General features: G+C 51.9%; 13 protein-coding genes and 1 tRNA gene. 6 read left to right on the top strand and 8 right to left on the bottom strand.

Annotated features, from left to right (window positions below):
* Positions 1 to 192 precede the first annotated feature (192 nt).
* Entirely contained in the window at positions 193 to 3,798 is a 3,606-nt protein-coding gene (gene nifJ / locus ACQ6WK_RS05115; RefSeq protein ID WP_432799670.1) for a pyruvate:ferredoxin (flavodoxin) oxidoreductase, read from the top strand.
* A 484-nt stretch (positions 3,799 to 4,282) separates the two neighbouring features.
* On the opposite strand, the gene ACQ6WK_RS05110 is transcribed toward nifJ, so the two are convergent.
* From ACQ6WK_RS05110 to groL (ACQ6WK_RS05080), 7 genes are all read right to left on the bottom strand, one after another.
* Positions 4,283 to 5,296 (bottom strand): alpha/beta hydrolase, encoded by a 1,014-nt coding sequence (locus tag ACQ6WK_RS05110; RefSeq protein ID WP_432799669.1) that lies wholly within the window; start codon positions 5,294 to 5,296, stop codon positions 4,283 to 4,285.
* 120 nt (positions 5,297 to 5,416) lie between these two features.
* Positions 5,417 to 5,746, bottom strand: a complete 330-nt coding sequence (locus tag ACQ6WK_RS05105) for an FmdB family zinc ribbon protein (RefSeq protein WP_432799668.1) — start codon at positions 5,744 to 5,746, stop codon at positions 5,417 to 5,419.
* Between the two features lie 57 nt (positions 5,747 to 5,803).
* Positions 5,804 to 6,433, bottom strand: a complete 630-nt coding sequence (grpE, locus tag ACQ6WK_RS05100) for a nucleotide exchange factor GrpE (protein WP_432799667.1) — start codon at positions 6,431 to 6,433, stop codon at positions 5,804 to 5,806.
* 69 nt (positions 6,434 to 6,502) lie between these two features.
* On the bottom strand, positions 6,503 to 7,636 hold the full coding sequence (gene dnaJ / locus ACQ6WK_RS05095) for a molecular chaperone DnaJ (RefSeq protein ID WP_432799666.1): 1,134 nt from the start codon (positions 7,634 to 7,636) through the stop codon (positions 6,503 to 6,505).
* A 140-nt stretch (positions 7,637 to 7,776) separates the two neighbouring features.
* Complete coding sequence (gene groL, locus ACQ6WK_RS05090; protein WP_432799665.1) at positions 7,777 to 9,390, bottom strand: chaperonin GroEL; 1,614 nt, start codon at positions 9,388 to 9,390, stop codon at positions 7,777 to 7,779.
* Positions 9,391 to 9,443: 53 nt separating this feature from the next.
* Positions 9,444 to 9,752 (bottom strand): co-chaperone GroES, encoded by a 309-nt coding sequence (locus ACQ6WK_RS05085; RefSeq protein WP_432799664.1) that lies wholly within the window; start codon positions 9,750 to 9,752, stop codon positions 9,444 to 9,446.
* 73 nt (positions 9,753 to 9,825) lie between these two features.
* On the bottom strand, positions 9,826 to 11,547 hold the full coding sequence (gene groL, locus ACQ6WK_RS05080) for a chaperonin GroEL (RefSeq protein WP_432799663.1): 1,722 nt from the start codon (positions 11,545 to 11,547) through the stop codon (positions 9,826 to 9,828).
* A 381-nt stretch (positions 11,548 to 11,928) separates the two neighbouring features.
* Here groL (ACQ6WK_RS05080) and ACQ6WK_RS05075 point away from each other — a divergent pair, with 381 nt between their 5' ends.
* Together ACQ6WK_RS05075 and ACQ6WK_RS05070 are read left to right on the top strand one after the other, a co-directional pair.
* Positions 11,929 to 12,585 (top strand): DUF2165 family protein, encoded by a 657-nt coding sequence (locus ACQ6WK_RS05075; RefSeq protein WP_432799662.1) that lies wholly within the window; start codon positions 11,929 to 11,931, stop codon positions 12,583 to 12,585.
* 30 nt (positions 12,586 to 12,615) lie between these two features.
* Complete coding sequence (locus ACQ6WK_RS05070) at positions 12,616 to 13,089, top strand: hypothetical protein (protein ID WP_432799661.1); 474 nt, start codon at positions 12,616 to 12,618, stop codon at positions 13,087 to 13,089.
* Between the two features lie 63 nt (positions 13,090 to 13,152).
* Here ACQ6WK_RS05070 and ACQ6WK_RS05065 read toward each other — a convergent pair whose 3' ends face one another.
* A complete protein-coding gene (locus tag ACQ6WK_RS05065; RefSeq protein WP_432799660.1) occupies positions 13,153 to 14,151 on the bottom strand; it encodes a GNAT family N-acetyltransferase in 999 nt (332 codons plus the stop codon).
* A 160-nt stretch (positions 14,152 to 14,311) separates the two neighbouring features.
* Here ACQ6WK_RS05065 and ACQ6WK_RS05060 point away from each other — a divergent pair, with 160 nt between their 5' ends.
* The 3 genes from ACQ6WK_RS05060 (at position 14,312) to ACQ6WK_RS05050 (ending at position 17,628) form a co-directional block, all read left to right on the top strand.
* Positions 14,312 to 15,754 carry a DUF2868 domain-containing protein gene (locus ACQ6WK_RS05060; protein WP_432799659.1) on the top strand — a complete coding sequence of 481 codons (1,443 nt, stop codon included), beginning with the start codon at positions 14,312 to 14,314 and terminating at the stop codon, positions 15,752 to 15,754.
* 48 nt (positions 15,755 to 15,802) lie between these two features.
* Positions 15,803 to 17,323: a GTPase/DUF3482 domain-containing protein gene (locus ACQ6WK_RS05055; protein WP_432799658.1), complete on the top strand. Its 1,521-nt coding sequence runs from the start codon at positions 15,803 to 15,805 to the stop codon at positions 17,321 to 17,323.
* 231 nt (positions 17,324 to 17,554) lie between these two features.
* Positions 17,555 to 17,628 (top strand) — tRNA-Met (locus ACQ6WK_RS05050).
* The last annotated feature ends 740 nt before the right edge of the window (positions 17,629 to 18,368 follow it).

The raw sequence follows: 18,368 nt of genomic DNA, 5'->3' as shown, positions 1-18,368 counted from the left end.
TGCCACCACAGGCCTGGTTGAGGCCGCACCCTCGCTCCGCTCGCCACGGTGCTTATCCCCGCGGCCCGCCAGCCATAACTCCCCCGCTCAACCATGCCGACAGCGCTGAAGCGGAACTTCAGCACACAGTGCTGCGTAAGACTCACCACCTTGCTCAGCGGTATAGCTCGGCATCAAAAGGACTGATGAACAATGACCACTCCAAAAATGATGACACTCGATGGCAATGAAGCAGTCGCTTCCGTCGCACACCGCCTCTCTGAAACTGCCGTCATCTACCCCATCACACCTTCCTCTCCCATGGGCGAGTTTGTAGAAGGATGGGCGGCACAACAAAAAACCAATCTTTGGGGCAACGTCCCCGATGTCATTGAAATGCAATCCGAAGGCGGTGCGATCGGCGCAGTTCACGGAGCACTCCAGGCTGGCTCACTTGCGACAACCTTCACCGCCTCGCAAGGCCTTCTCCTAATGATCCCCAACATGTACAAAATCGCGGGCGAGATGCTGCCCTTCGTCATGCACGTCGCCGCACGTACACTCGCCACACACGCACTCTCTATCTTCGGCGATCACTCCGATGTCATGGCCTGCCGACAAACAGGCTTCATCATGCTCTCCTCAAACTCCGTTCAAGAAGCACATGACCTCGCCGCCATCTCTCATGCCGCAACCTTCAATGCCAAACTCCCCATCCTCCACTTCATGGACGGGTTTCGCACTTCACACGAAGTACAAAAAATAGAACTACTCACTGACGAACAACTCAGCGCGATCATCGATGAAGATGCCATCGCAAAATTCCGCGCTTCCTCACTCACACCAGATCACCCCGCCATACGTGGCACCGCGCAAAACCCAGACGTCTTCTTCCAGGCCCGCGAAGCAATCAATCCTTACTACGATCAAGCTCCCGGCATCGTCCAGGACATGATGGACAAATTCGCCGAAGTCACCGGCCGCCAATACAAGCTCTACGAATACGAAGGCGCTGAAGATGCAGATCGCGTCGTCATCATCATGGGTAGCGGCGCCGAAACCGTCGCACAAACCGTCGAACACCTAAACGACAACGGCGAAAAAGTCGGCGTCCTCAAAATCCGACTCTACCGCCCGTTCCCAATCTCAGACTTCGTAAGCGCACTTCCCAAAACCGTCAAAGCACTCTCCGTCCTCGATCGTACCAAAGAGCCCGGCGCTACCGGCGAGCCGCTCTATCAAGACGTCATCACCGCACTCCGCGAAGCAAAAGACACCGGCCTCACAGAACTCGATCCTGTCATCGTCGGTGGTCGCTACGGCCTCTCCTCCAAAGAATTTACCCCCGCCATGGTCAAAGGCGTCTTTGAAGACCTCACTGAAAACCTGCCCAAGAATCACTTCACTGTCGGCATCCTTGATGACATCTCAAAAACGTCCCTTAAATGGGACAACGAAATGTCCATCGAAAAAGACAACGTCTTCCGCGCTGTCTTCTACGGCCTCGGTGCAGACGGAACAGTCGGCGCAAACAAAAACACCATCAAAATCATCGGCGAAGAAACCGACAACTACGCCCAAGGCTATTTCGTCTACGACTCCAAAAAGTCCGGCGCCATGACCATCTCCCACCTCCGCTTCGGCCCCGATCTCATCCGCGCCCCATACCTCATCAACGACGCCGACTTCGTCGCATGCCACCAGTTCATGTTCACCGAGTCGTTCGATGTTCTCCAACTCGCCAAACCAAACTCGATCTTTCTCCTAAACTCGCCCTTCCCTGCTGATGAAGTCTGGTCACGTTTGCCGGAAGAAATTCAGCAAACCATCATCGACAAGAAGATCAAAGTCTTCACCATTGATGCGGAAAAAGTCGCACAAGCCACCGGCATGGGGCGCCGCATCAACACCATCATGCAGACCTGCTTCTTCGCCATCTCCGGCATCCTACCCAAAGACGAAGCCATCGCCAAGATCAAACACGCCATCGAAAAAACCTACGCCTCCAAAGGCCAAAACATCGTCGAGCAGAACTTCAAAGCCGTCGATTCTTCTGTCGACAATCTCCACGAAGTTGTAATCCCCGAAGCGCCAACCGCAGACTTCAAACGCCCCGAAGTTGTTCCCTCTGAAGCGCCCGACTTTGTTCAAAAAGTCACCGCTGAAATCATGGCAGGTCGCGGCGATCTGCTCCCCGTCTCCGCCTTCCCCGTCAACGGCACATGGCCCATGGACACATGCCAATGGGAAAAACGTGGCATCGCCACCGAAATCCCCGTCTGGGACGATGACATCTGTATCCAGTGCAACAAGTGCGCACTGGTCTGCCCCCACGCAGCCATCCGCGCCAAGGCCGTCGATGAATCGACACTCACCGATTCACCCGACACCTTCAAGTCCATGGACTACAAAGCCAAAGACCTCAAAGGTCTCAAGTACACATTGCAGGTCGCACCCGATGACTGCACCGGCTGCAATCTCTGTGTCATGGTCTGCCCATCTAAATCCAAAACCGAGCCCGGTAAGAAAGCACTCAACATGGATGTGCGCCTGCCACTGCTCGAAGAAGAACGCAAGAACTGGGACTTCTTCATGAACCTCCCGGAAACACCACGCGAAAAAATCGTCCGACTCGACGCCAAGGGCTCGCAGTTCCTCGAACCAATGTTCGAATTCTCCGGCGCTTGCTCAGGCTGCGGCGAAACACCATACGTCAAACTCCTCACACAACTCTTCGGCGACCGCATGATGATCGCCAACGCAACAGGCTGCTCCTCCATCTACGGCGGTAACCTCCCAACAACACCATACACATGCAACGCTGAAGGCCGCGGGCCCGCATGGTCTAACTCACTCTTCGAAGACAACGCCGAATACGGCTTCGGCATGCGACTCTCCATGGATTCACAACGTGACGCCGCTGTCTTCCTCGTTAAACAACTCGAAAACGAAATCGGCACCACACTGGTCACCGAGATCCTCGACAACGTCAAATGCAAAGACGAAGTTGAAATCGCTGCACAGCGTGGCCGCATCGAAACACTCAAGATGCAACTCGCCGATTCCAACAAACCCGAAGCCAAACGTCTGCTCACACTCGCTGACGCGCTCGCCCACAAATCCGTCTGGATCGTTGGCGGAGACGGCTGGGCATACGACATCGGCTATGGCGGACTCGACCATGTTCTCGCAAACACACGCGACATTAACATCATCGTCCTCGACACCGAAGTCTACTCAAACACCGGCGGACAGGCCTCCAAAGCAACACCGCTCGGCGCTGCCGCCAAGTTCGCAACCTCCGGCAAGCTCGTCTCCAAGAAAGATCTTGGCCTCATGGCCATGTCCTACGGTCACGTCTATGTTGCCTCCGTTGCCCTCGGTGCCAAGGACAACCAAGTCGTACAAGCAATGAAGGAAGCCGAAGCATACGACGGCCCATCCATCATCATCGCCTACTCACACTGCATCGCGCACGGTTACGATCTCAAGAACGGCCTCGACCACCAAAAACTCGCCGTCGATGCAGGCATTTGGCCGCTCTACCGTTATGATCCAGACCTCGCCCTCCAAGGCAAACCGCGTCTGCAACTCGACTCCAAAGTCTTCAAGGGTTCCGTCAGCGAATACATGGCCGGCGAAAACCGTTTCCGTCAGGTCAAGAAAGCCTACCCGGAAATCTATGATGATTTCGTCATCGAAGCCGAACGCCAAGCCCGCGAACGCATCGAAGTCTACAAACAGCTTTCACAAATCGTCGCAACCCAAGGCGATCCCGAAGAGAAAGCCCCTGCGAAACCAGCAGATACCGCTAAATAAAACCTTCTAACACATGGTTACATAACCTAAACACATAAGCCCACGCACCCCGCGTGGGCTTTTAGTATCGATCCCCACTACCCTTAACGTATGATAACTTGTTGATGTATAAACAATTAATCAACTATCAACGATGTATATGCCATTTTATCACGACTGTATATTCCACTACAATATTCTTGCCAATCATGTCAGGTCAAATATCTAGCGCATCAGCAAAGCACAAAATTAAGTACTCTTCAATAAACATATAGGCTCAATTTACGAAACACGTTGCAAGATATCTCGAACAGATAACTACTGGGGACAATACTGTCTTTCGTGGTCATGCTAATGAAGAATGGAAGCCTACCCCCTCTATTGGAAAAGAGTATATAGAGCCTTAGAAAGAAGCCAGAAAGATCGAATCTAAATCTCTTGAAGATTTTAAGGGAATATTAAAACCTTTTTTAGGTAACTCAAACTGGAACTGTTTCGATCAACACTAACTTTTTCGCCAATCCATCTCATCCAATCGATTCTCATCGGCCTCACCTTCCAAATAACTATGCTCAACAAGGAACGCATCAAGTGCCAACATGGTTTCCTTAAACACCTTAAATGTCCCTCTGCCATAATTAAAAAAACCATGCCCCCTATTTGGCCACGTCTGCAATCTTACATCATTCCCTAATGCCTTCGCCTCTCCAATATATTCGTTTGCCCACCCCAAGAGCATCACATCCTTCTCACCAAACATCATCAAAGTTGTCGGCAACCCCTCACGCACATGATGGTAGGGCGACAAATCCTCAACCTCAGGCGTCCCCATCCTCTCTCTGAGCATCTCACGATCAAAATCAAATTGCTGCTCACCCACCGGTAAAAGCGACATCACCGGGTTATATAAAACAAGTAAATCTGCCAAACACTTTCTTACTTCACCCGCACCCGAATCATAGCCGCGTTCATATCCAACATCACCAAAGATTGCACACGCGGCCGCAAGATGTCCACCTGCCGAACCGCCACTCGCCGCTAGTCTCTGTTCATCCAAACCAAGCATATCTGCATGCGTTCTTACCCATCGCATCGCCGCATTCGCATCCTCGACACATTTCACTGCCGCCACTCCATGACGCTTTTTCACACGATAATCTGCCGTGATCGCAACCATCCCGCGTGATGCAAGATACTCGCACTGTTTCCAAAACTGGCCCGGCGAACCACTCTTCCAACCACCGCCAAAGAAGAACACAATCCCCGCACGTTTCTCCTCTTTTTCTACTCCCTCAGGCCGAAACACATATAGCTTCAACTCTACATCGTCAACTTCACGATAGGTATGCACCTCGCTCACCTTCGTCATATCAATTGGCGGATATCGAAACACATCTAACTTCGCCTTTTCCTTTGGCTTCACTGGAGCCTCAGCGGCTTCCGAAATACTCAAACACAACATAGCCACTGATCCAACAAAAATGAAACACGCTATCCAATAACGATGGTGACGACTCATGAACATATAAACCTCCACTTAGCAAAAGATAAGATAAAGCTAATCTGCCCACCTGCATATGTAAATAAAAAAGCTGCAACCGAACTGGCCACAGCTTATTATACTTCGACTCTTTTGCCTTTAGTTCTTCTTTTTCTTCTTCGGCTCGCTCTCTTTCTTCTTTTCAGCCTTCCCGCCATCTTTCTTCTTATCCTTACCCTCGCTCTTCGGCTCAGATGCTTTCTTCTTCGCATCTTTCTCAGCCTTCTCGCCCTTGGCATAACTATCTGAACGGTAATCCGTTTCGTAAAAACCACCACCCTTGAAGATCACTCCTGCCCCAGCACCAATCAAGCGGCGCAGCTTCATCTTCCCGCACTCAGGGCATTTCTTCAGTGGCTTCGCACTCATCATCTGAAATTCTTCAAATACATGCTTACAAATATCACACTGATAATCATACGTTGGCATACTTAAATACCTCTCCTAGCCATCATCTCAATCATCCAACCACAAATATACCTGTAACTATTCTGCAACAATCACACCCGCAGGGCGAATCGTTTTCTCGCCAAGCATATAGCCCGGCTGGAACTGCTGCACCACATGATTGCTCTCCACCTCTTCACTCGCCTGCCGCATCATCGCCGCATGTCTGTTCGGATCAAACGCTTCACCAACTTCAGCTTCAATCCGCTCCACACCATACTTACCCAGTGCCCGAAGTAATTCATCCTTCACGATCTGCACGCCGTTCTTGAAATCATCTGCGGAGACGGTTTTCGTATCAACCTCCATCGCACGATCAAAATGATCCAGCACCATCACCAGCTCGCGCGCCATGCTCATCACTTGTTGTTCCTTGGTTGTCACAACATTCTGTTCCGCACGCCGCACATAATTCTGATAATCCGCCGCGATCCGCAGGTACTTCTCGTTCAGCTCTGCGAGTTCCGCCCTAAGCGCCGATTCAGCATCGATCGGTCCTTCTGCTTCACCAGCATCCCCTTCGCCTGACGTTTCATCCCCACCACCCACATCATCCATCGGATCGCCCGTCTCACCCAGCACATCGTCAGGATATTCCACGTCCTCGATTTCATGACGCTCACCTTCCATCCCGCCTTGCCCATTCTCTTGATTATGCTTTTTACTCATAACAGCCTCTTATCATCATCAGCATGCAGCTGCATCAATCTATTTCATACGCGTCTAACCACCAGTTAGTCACGCACCCAAATATTCTTTCATCTTGTCCCAAAAACCTTTGCTATGCGGCAACACATCATGGTCTTCCGTCTCCGCATATGCTCTTAATAGCTCTTCCTGTTTGTCCGACAATTTCTTCGGCACTTCCAACAAAAGTACCACCAACAAATCGCCGCGCCGCCCACTCCGTAGGTCCGGCAACCCCATCCCATGAACCTTCACCACATCCCCATGCTGCGAACCCTTTTTGATCTCAACCTCAACCTCTCCCTCAAGTGTCGCGGCATCGACCTTCGCCCCAAGCGCCGCCTGCGCAAAACTGATCGGCATCTTCAACACTAAATCATCATCATCCCGCGCAAAAAGCTCGTGTCCCTTCACACGGATCACCACATGCAGATCACCCCGCGGCCCGCCATTGCTGCCCGGCTCCCCTTCCCCCGATAACCGCACTGCTTGCCCGTCATGCACCCCAGCCGGAATCTTCACGCCAACCTTTCGATCCTTCAAAACGCGGCCTTTTCCGCTGCAATCCCCGCACTTATCCTTCACCACCTTCCCCTGCCCCTGACACGCCGGACAAGTTGTCACCACCTGAAACATCCCGCCCAAGCCGCTCTGCTTCACCTGCCCTACACCCCCGCACGTCACACAACTCACCGGTTCGCTACCCGGCTTCGCTCCACTCCCACTGCACGTCTCGCAGTTATCCTGCCGTGTGAACTCAATCTCTTTATCCGTCCCCGACAACACTTCCTCAAGTGTGATCTCCGTCACCGTCTCAAGATCATACCCGCGTGTCGGACGGTTTCCTCTTGCCCCTCCGCCGCGTCGTCCTCCACCAAACGCGCCGCCAAAAATATCGCCGAACATTGAGAAAATATCGTTCGGGTCCATGTGGCCAAAATCATGTCCCGCTCGCCCCTTCAATCCCGCATGGCCATACTGATCATACAACCGCCGCTTCTCTTCATCGCTGAGAACCTCATACGCCTCAGCCGCCTCCTTGAACTTAATCTCCGCTTCCTCATTCCCCTGATTGCGATCCGGATGGTACTTCATCGCCATTTTGCGATAAGAGCGTTTGATCTCCTCCCCGCTCGCGGTCCGCTCAATACTCAAAATCTCGTAATAGTCGCGCTCTGTCGCCATACAGCTTCTCTATTCATCAGTTAGACACAGTCGTCAATCCCGACCCGTAAAAAGACTCAGCAGCCCTCGCCACTGAGTCTCTAACTTTTTACTCAGCAAAGCAGGATTCATTGTCCCGCTCTATGCAGTCTAAGCGCCGATTAGCTTACCGCGCCTTCAACCGCGTCATCATCGTCGCCAAGCTCGGTGATCAACACATTGGTCGTCAGCATCAAGCCCGCAACACTTGCCGCATGCTGAAGCGCCGTCCGAGCCACCAAAGCAGGATCAATGATCCCGGCCTTGACCATGTCCACATACGCGCCTGTCGCAGCGTTGTAGCCCTTGTTGCCCGAAGTATCTTTGACCTTCTCGACTACAATAAACCCGTCTTCACCAGCGTTTTCAACGATCTGACGCAACGGCACTTCAAGCGATTTTGCCACGATATCAAAGCCCAGCTTCTCATCGCCCTTGGCCTTGCCGCGTTTCGCTTCAACCGCTTCAATTGCACGCACAAGTGCCACGCCGCCGCCCGGCACATAGCCTTCCGCAGCCGCAGCCTTCGTCGCATGCAGTGCATCATCCACGCGGTCCTTGCGTTCCTTCATCGCCGTCTCGGTCGCAGCACCAACATTGATGATCGCCACGCCACCGGTCAGCTTCGCCAGACGTTCCTGCAACTTCTCGCGATCATAATCGCTCGTGGTCGCTTCGATCTGCTTGCGAATTTGATCACAACGTGCAGTGATATCTTTCTTCTTGCCAGCACCCTCGATGATCGTCGTGTTGTCCTTGCCGATCACCATCTTCTTCGCCGTGCCGAGTTGATTGATTTCAATCGCTTCAAGCTGAATGCCAAGGTCTTCACTGATGAACTCACCACCGGTCAGCGTTGCGATATCACCCAGCATCGCCTTACGACGATCACCAAAGCCCGGCGCTTTCACCGCCGCAACTTTCAGCACGCCGCGCAACCGGTTCACAACCAGCGCCGCCAGCGCTTCGTTCTCAACATCCTCAGCAATAATCACGAGCGGCTTCTGCGCCATCGCCACCTTATTCAGCAGCGGCAACAAATCCGGCAAATTGCCGATCTTCTTCTCATGAATCAACACAAGCGCATCTTCCATCACACACTCAGCCGTCGCCGGATCAGTCATGAAGTAAGGAGACAAGTATCCCTTATCAAACTGCATCCCCTCGACGTAATCCAAGGTCGTTTCGGCAGCATTGCCTTCCTCAACTTCAACGACACCGTCCTTGCCGACCTTGTCAATCGCTTCCGCAATCAACTCGCCAACTTCAACATCGTGGTTCGCTGAAACAGTCGCGACCTTCTGGTAATCATCTTTGCCTTTGCACTTAACAGCACTCGCTTTGATCGCTTCGCCTGCAGCATCAGATGCCGCAAGAATCCCGCGTTGTAATGCCACCGCATTCGCACCCGCCAGCACATGCCGCAGGCCTTCGTCAAAAATCGCTTCAGCCAAAACTGTTGCGGTTGTCGTGCCGTCGCCGGCTTTGTCAGCCGTCTTCTTCGCAACTTCCACGACCATCTTCGCGCCCATATTCTGGAACGGCTCAGCGACTTCCACTTCCTTCGCAACACTCACACCGTCCTTGGTCACAGCCGGACCACCAAACGACTTCTGCATCACGACATTTCGGCCCGTCGGCCCCATCGTCACCTTCACAGCGTTCGCAAGCTGTTCAAGCCCCTTCTTCAGGTGCATCGCCGCGTCGCTGCCAAATAGCATCTGTTTATTCGCCATTTTATGGCTCCATCTATCTCTTGATTAGTTAATCTTAATTATTGAACAACGACTTAGCCTTCAACAACGCCTAGCAACTCGCTCTCACGAACGATCAAATGCTCCACGCCATCAATATCAACTTCCGTACCAGCATATTTGCCGTACAAAACAACGTCGCCTTTCTTCACAGAAAGCTCACCGCGTTTGCCTTCATCGGTCATCTTACCCGGACCCACCGCGACGATCGTTGCCGTCATTGGCTTTTCGGTTGCGCTTTCCGGCAAAAAAATCCCACTCGCCGTCTGAGTTGCCACTTCCGTTGGCTTCAATAAAACACGGTCTTCCAACGGCTTCACATTGATCTTCTTCGTCTTGGCCATCTTTTTATTTCCTCTAGCCAGCGCTTAGGCGCTGCAATTTTTCTTCTGTTATACAGTAACAATCACAAACGGATTACATCATGCCTGGCATACCCATGCCACCCATGCCAGGCATCCCGCCACCCATACCACCCATGCCGCCCATACCAGGCATCCCACCGCCCATGCCACCCATACCGCCAGGCATTCCGCCCGCAGCACCGGCATCAGCGCCTTCACCCGGTTTCTCGCTCACAATACAATCCGTCGATAGCAGCAACGTCGCAACACTCGCAGCATTTTCAAGCGCAGTACGATCAACTTTCGCCGGCGTAATGATTCCCTTCTCAAGCATGTCGCCATACTCAAGCTTAAGAGCATCAAACCCGAATGATCCCTTGCCGTCAGCAACCTTGCTCACCACAACCGTACCGCGTTCGCCAGCATTATCTGCAATCGTTTGTAGTGGCAGCTCCAGCGCCTTCTTCACAAAGTTCACGCCCGCCGCTTCATCTTCACTCGCCACTTCAAGCTTGTTCAGCTTGGCAATCGAGCGGATAAAGCTCACGCCGCCGCCGGGGACAATGCCTTCTTCAACAGCCGCACGCGTCGCATGCAATGCATCTTCAACACGAGCCTTCTTCTCTTTTAGCTCAGCTTCACTCGCAGCACCAACATTGATCTGCGCCACGCCGCCAGCCAGTTTCGCCAAACGTTCCTGCAACTTCTCGCGATCATAATCGCTCGTCGTCCCAGCAATCTCATTGCGAATCTGTCCAATCCGGTCTTGAATCGCCTTCGTCGAACCCGCACCCTCAACAATCGTCGTGTTATCCGCATCAATCGTGATCTTCTTCGCCATACCAAGCTGAGAAAGCTCAACCTGATCAAGCTCTGTTCCAAGATCCTTCATGATCGCTTCACCGCCGGTTAGCACCGCCAAGTCGCCCAACATCGCCTTACGACGATCGCCATAACCTGGAGCTTTGACTGCACAAATATTCAAAACACCGCGCAACTTATTCACGACCAACGTCGAAAGCGCTTCGCCTTCAATGTCTTCCGCAATAATCAAAAGAGGCTTCTTCGCCTGCTGAACTTTCTCCAGCAAAGGAACAAGCTTTTGAATCGAATCAATCTTGTCTTCATAAACCAGAACCAATGTCTTCTCCATCACCACCTGCATGTTGTCTGCATCAGTGACAAAGTTCGGGCTCAGGTAACCACGATCAAACTGCATGCCTTCGACAACATCAACATATGTGTCAAGACCTTTGCCTTCTTCAACCGTAATCACGCCATCCTTACCCACACGCTCCATTGCATCCGCCATGATCTTGCCGATCGTCGGATCGTTGTTCGCGCTGATGGCAGCAACGTTTTCAATATCCTTTTTACCGTCGATGCCTTTGCTCATCTTGCCGATGTTTGCAACAACTGCTTCGACAGCTTGCTTCATCCCGCGAACCACCGCATTCGCATCGGCACCCGCAGTGATCTGCTTCAGGCCTTCACGGAAAAGCGCTTCCGCCAAAACCGTCGACGTCGTCGTGCCGTCGCCCGCCTTGTCCGAAGTCTTGCTCGCTGCTTCTTTCACAAGCTGCGCGCCCATGTTTTCATTCTTGTCACGGAGTTCAATTTCTTCCGCAACTGTCACGCCGTCCTTGGTTACCGTCGGACCGCCCCAGCTCTTGTCGATCACAGCACTTCGGCCACGCGGGCCAAGGGTGCTCTTCACCGCCATCGCTAACTTTTCAACGCCCGCCAGCAAACCTGCTCGTGCGTCCGACTCAAAGGCCAATTCTTTCGCGGCCATGCCGTTCGTCTCCTATTCACAGAGTAATTTGTCTTCGTGATGCAATCATCATCCAATCCCCCGCCATCGTCGCCAGTACGCCTGCCAAAACAGACCGTACCCGCCAACCCCCTATCTTTCGCAACATCAATGCCAAAACCTTCCTGCATGAACGCCATCCATCCATCAATCATAACAGACGCATAAACATGAACTTACAGCCAAACTATAAGCCATTCCCCGACCACACATTCCCTGCCCAAGCCCAAGCCCCTGCCAACATGACACCCAACCCACCCCCTCACCGCCAGCCCCGCATCTATATAACACCACCTCTCCCCTTGCCCTCTCACTCCCAATCCCCAATCAACCCACCCCCCCACACCTCTCGATATCACCAACATGACCACGTTCATTCTCCGACTGGCCAAGATCCTTATCACTGCATCCTTTGCACTCTGGATGACCATCATCACCTTCACCAACATCACCCACCCACAACTCAACCAAAACGAGGTCAGCCAAACTCTCACTATGTACACCCTCCCCGACATCCCACCCGACGCCTTCCCCCTCAACCGCGCCATCAGTAATAGCACCTTCGCCAACACCACCTTCGACTTCATCATCCTCATCCAGGCACTCGCCGCCGTCGCACTCACGCTCGGTTCCCTCAACCTCCTCTTCTTCTCATTTCAAACACAAGCCACCTTCCACCGCGCCAAATGGCTCGCCTCCCTCGGCTATCTCATCGCCATACTCTTCTTCCTCCTCTTCCTCGTCACCTTCGCCTCCGAATACTTCATCACCTACCGCTCCACACGCCCCGCTCTCCAAAATCTCCAATTCCAAGGAATCTTTAATACCATTCTCCTCATCACCGCGCTCGCCTTCCTCATCCAACCCGAATCCATGCCCATCACCAGAACCCCTAGCAACAAGCCCTCGAATAATCATCCTTCCGCAAGCAAATCCCAAACACCAGTCGCACCAACTCAATATCCTGATGTCCAACAGCCTCCCTCACCAAAGCCCACACCAAAACCGAAACAACCCTAAAACAATCAACACCCGACAAGAGACATATTGATGCCTGAAACAAAAACATACTTCGCCATCATCCTCACCACAGCCATCATCGCTCTCACCTTCGCCGCGCTCTCCATAACACCGCAATCACTCAACGCTAAAACCAAACAATCCGATGGCATCCTCATCCACATCACATCCAATATCCACACCCCCGAACACCAACGCAAAATTCTCACTGCCCTCAACCTTGCTGTTACTCTTGCTGACGATCACAACGTCCGCATCTTCTGTGACGCACAAGGAATCAACCTGCTTCTCGAAGAAAACCCCAGCTTCAATCTCCCCATGCTCGGCTCAACCAACCAGCTCATCAACCAACTCATCGATAAAAACGTCCCCATCTACGCCTCACTCGCCTCACTGCAAGCTCAAGAATACGTTCCCGAACAACTTCAACAAGGCATTCAAATCGCTGAAAAATCCCACTTTTTTTCCTTCCCCAACCCCCGCGTGATCACACTCGACTATTAAAACTCACCCCTCAGACATAAACACCGCTAGTCATGTGACATCTCCCTTCTCCTATCTATAAATCTAAATCTCCTTCACCATAATCGCATGCTCCCGCAGTACTCTTAGCCCGCCCTTCTCTTCATAAAAGCGTTTCGCATCACCACCTGTCCACGCAAGCCATATAAAATGCTCACCCTTTCTCTTCATCGCTTCCACCACCCACCAATACAACATCCGTCCCAACCCCTCTCCTCTTAGCTTCTCACTCACACCAAACGGTCCGAAATGCCCACCCTCATGCTGACAATACCCCAGCACCTCCCTATCCCTCACCGCAAGCACGATCTCGTCCTCTGTCCCAGCTTTAATCTTCTCCACAATCACATTCGCCCAATCCCCCGCAAATTCGCGCCGCAAAAACGCAAGCAAACCATATACATATTTCTTCTCAAACGGCACGAGTTCAATCCCCTTCTCCTTTAACCCCGCAATTTTCTTTGCCGTCGCAACAGGCATCGCCATATCCTGTAACTCACTCCCCATCCCATATACCTTTGAACTCACCTCAAACCCATACTTCTCTAAAAATGCCACCCCACTCCCACAACTTTCAGTATCAACCCCTGGCACAAAATAATTCGGCACATACGTGCTCACCGTCACCTTCTTCCGCCCTCGTACCTTCATAAAACCCATCACCTTTTCTAACATCGTCCCGCCTACCCCCTTCCGCTCATACGCTTCATCCACAAAGAACATCGTTATCCACCCTTGCTCTTCCTGCAAGCCAATCCCTTCCAATGGTTCCCGCCTCACAACTCCCAACATAAACCCAACCACATCGCCACCCCCACCACTACACCTCGCCACCATCACACCTTCAGGATCAAAATTAACATCACACAACACCTTCTTCACAAACCCATCTTCACTCATCCCGTCCCGCACCATCCGATGATTCCATAGATCAACCACCCCCGTAAAATCTTCAACCTGATATGCGCGCACCACAACATCGCCTGCTTCCCTATCCGCCAGCTTTACATCCGTCCCATGCATCATCATTATGCTCCAGTTCATCGAAATCAGCGTAAAAACACCACCGCCAATCGAACCCACTGGACTCCGCCATCATACCCACACTCCATACCTACCCACAACCGTTATCGTCACACTTTTCAACGCAAACCCACCTCTTCACTGATACAATACCCACGCATTCAACACATAATGCCAAACCATGAAACAGCCATCACTCAAACCCAACCTCGCTTCACTCCTCTCCCTTCGCTCCGCACTAAGCGCAGACACCGCAACGCCCGATCATCAAAAATACGATCAGGATCAAGCCTACCGCAACATACTGGGCAAACCCGCCACACCCACTGCGAAACTTCTCCTTTGGCTACAACACACACACCTCGCTCCCAATACATCACCGCTTCATAAAACCGCCCGCGCCACCACCTTCCTACTCATCATCCTCGCTCTCATCCTCGGCTGCTCCGCCTCACTCTCTGTCTTCCTCCGACCAAACAACACTCCCATCAACATCTTCCTCCCCATCACCTTCTTCATCCTACTACAACTCCTTCTCGTCCTCCTCAATCTCATCCTCTTTCTTCCGCCCACGATCCTCGCTCGCTTCCCCTTTATTGCCCACTTCCAAGACCTTCTCCTCTCGCTTTCACCCGGCAGATTTATAACGCTACTCTCAAAACTTCTCCCGTTAACTTCTCGCACACAATTCCAAGCCCTTCAAGGCGACCTCCTCTCCTCACACACACGCTTCGCACCCCTCCAAAAATCAATCCTCCTCTACTATGCTGCTGTTTTTACCTTCACACTCAACCTCGCCATCATCATCACCTTCATTATCCTCCTTCTCACCAACGATCTTTCCTTCGCTTATGCATCCACCATCGATATCCCGCAATCCTTCATTCAAAACCTCACCCAATCCCTTGCTATCCCGTTTGCATGGGTCAACCCCAACATCCTATTGCCCTCTGATCAACTCATCGCTAACTCTCGCTATATCCCCGGCTCCGCCTTCCCTCACACCCAAGCTCGCGCGTGGTATCCTTTCCTCCTCGCCGCTCTCCTAACCTACGGCCTCCTCCCTCGGCTCCTAATCTTCCTCCTAGCTTCATACCAACTCCGCAAAACTATCACACAAACCATTCCCATCCTTCCCCACGCGCAAGCTCTTCTTAATCGCCTCCAATCAACGCCAATTCCCACCTCACAAACACCACAAACTACTGATAATATAGATCCTATCTCATCAAATCGTACATTAGGCATTCCTCCCTCCGCTACCTCCATCATCCACGATGACGCGCTTACTCTCAATCAATTCAACCGCTACTTTCCAAACAGTACTCCCACCTCACTCCCTTCCACATCAAATACACTTAATCTCGAAACCGACACACCCATCTGCCTCATCACCCTCCTCTATCAACCTCCCACGCTTGAAACGTTGAACCTCATTAAACTTATCCGTAGCAAAATCAATACAACAACACCAATTCATGTTGCCCTTGTCCCTTTCGACCATCAAAACCGCACTGTCTCGACCAACCCCAATCATTTAAAACATTGGCAACTTAAAACCCGAAGCCTAGCCGACCCCCACCTCACCCTCACCGTCCTACAAACAACCCAACACAATCCATAACCACAACACAAACCCACACGTTCCACGTGTGGGAAATCACAACCATTCATGAACACTAACCTCCCCAACCTCGTCGTCGTCGGCCACCCTAATCAGGGCAAATCATCTATCGTCTCAACACTCATCGAATCCACTACACCACAAATCTCCTCTTTCCCCGGCACCACCACCACTTCTACTACCTACCCCATCAACATCAACAACCAAACTATACTCAACCTTACAGATACGCCTGGCTTCGAAAACCCTACCGCACTTCTGCACTATCTCAACCAACAACAAACCTCACCACACCAAACCCGTCAAGCTTTTCAAAACTTCATCGACACACACAAAGATCATCCCGACTTCCAACACGAAATCCAAATCCTCACCCCCATCCTTCAACCTAACGCCGGTATCCTCTACATCATTGACGGCTCAAAACCCTACTCTCCTCAATACAACAACGAAATCGAAATCCTTCGTCGAACCGCCGCACCTCGCATGGCCATCATTAACCCCATCGAAAACGCAAACTACATTGAAGATTGGCAACACGCACTCGCCCAATCCTTCTCTACCACCCGCGTCTTCAACGCACACCATTCTGAATTCAACAAACACATTGAACTCCTCCAAACCTTTGCTGCTGTACATCCCGACTGGAAACCACAGCTCGAATCCGCAGCAAACGCTCTACAAGAACAACGACAAATCCGCGCAGCACAATCTGCAAAAATTATTGCTGACACTCTTTCTACAGCTCTCTCCGCCTCTGAGTCCAAAACCATCCCGCAAGGCGAGGACCCTAAACCCCATCAACCCGAAATCCAAGAAGAACTTCTCACGTCTATCCGTCAGTTAGAAACTGCCGCCCAACACCAACTCAAAGACACCTACAACCTAGCTGCACTATACACCGACAAGCATAACCCCATCACCCTCCCATCCGAACTCACACACGACCTCTTCTCCGAGCGAACTTCCATTATCTTCGGCCTCTCTCGCTCACAACTCCTCACCGTCTCCGCCATCACCGGCTCATCCGCTGGTGCCATCATCGGCGCTAAAATCGATTTGCTCTCAGGCGGCTCAACCTTTCTCGCCGGCTCCATCATCGGCGCCGCCACAGGACTCACCGCCGGTGTCGCCACTTCAATCCTCGCAGAACAAAACCTCGCCAACCTCTCCCTCCCATTACAAACCTCCATCAAACACAACACCCGCACCCTCACCGCCGGCCCCATCGCCAAATCAGCTCCCAACTTCCCCTTTATCCTCACCTCCCGCCTCCTCCTCTTCCAAAAGGCCGTTGCGAATCACAACCATGCGAATCGCTCCCCTCTCAAACTAGGCAACACCGATAACGAGACGAACAATACCTCACCCAATAGTAAATCCGCTTCAACTCATCCTTCTTCCATCATAACCACATCTCAATCACCTCCTCCCACCAATTCGATTGAGTCCCACACTCGCCCCCTCGCCAAAATTTTCACCCAGCTCAGTAAATCTCCCCCCGCTCAAAAACGCAATCTCCTCACCAATCAACTCCAGAGTATTATCCTAACTGTGATGAGCGATTAAGCTATTTTATATCCCCGCCTATCGCGTGCCTGCCCAAACCACATCTATTCATTTGTAAACTGTGGATAAACAACCGCTTCCGACAATTTTGTGCACGCCGCTTTGACGGCTGCCTACGTTTATGCTTTAATATCCCACTCACAATTCAGCGGCCATGCCGCTGAATCCTGCCACCCAATCGACTCGAGAAAGTCATGTCGGGCGGCACCAGCAATCAGACTATTTATAGATTGCGGGGTAGAGCAGCCAGGTAGCTCGTCGGGCTCATAACCCGGAGGTCACAGGTTCGAATCCTGTCCCCGCTATTTTAATCCCATTAACGCCAGTCATTTACGTGACCGGCGTTTTTTCATGCGCACCCCCGGGCTTGCCTCAGGCTTGCCGAGGCGTGTGACATCCATTCCAAATAACCGCAGGTCAGGGACAAAACCGCACCCTGCTCACTCCCCTACCCTCGATTCAGCCCGCTAGGCCATTTTTTCCGCTCTGAACCCTACCGTCAAAACCGACGAAACCGACAAAACCCCTGACCATCAATGCCCTCCATACCTATAGCCCGGAGGTCACTAGCCAAGCCGGCAGCTCACACCAATACGTTAATCTGATACAGATAATCAGGTTATAGAACAGAGCCACCAACCTCAGATATGAGTACAAACAATTCGCGGCTTGGCAACCGCGCACTACCTGCCCCCAAACCGCATTGCCCAACTCAACAGAATGACACTGGATACACGAGGTGCGATGCTCTGCTGTTTTGCGGCTGTAGCTCGGGACGGGGTCGGATGAACACACCAAACACCACTCGGTCGAACCACGCTCCAACTTTCCGCTTTGCATGATACACTAGATGGGTTTTGTCGGTTTTGACGGAGACATGCTGTCTAGGTCACCCCTACCTTCACACATTCACTCTCTGGCCTGTTCCCGCAAATTTTAATGATTGACTTCTATCGGTCTTAGGAAACTGAGCGATCAAATACGACTATATGTTGCGCTCGCTGTGAAATTCTTGATTAGCTACCTCTCATACTATTCTCAACAA

This window comes from Poriferisphaera sp. WC338 (genome assembly GCF_050931845.1).
Taxonomy (GTDB): domain Bacteria; phylum Planctomycetota; class Phycisphaerae; order Phycisphaerales; family Phycisphaeraceae; genus Poriferisphaera.
This window is presented reverse-complemented; position numbering and strand designations above follow the sequence as displayed.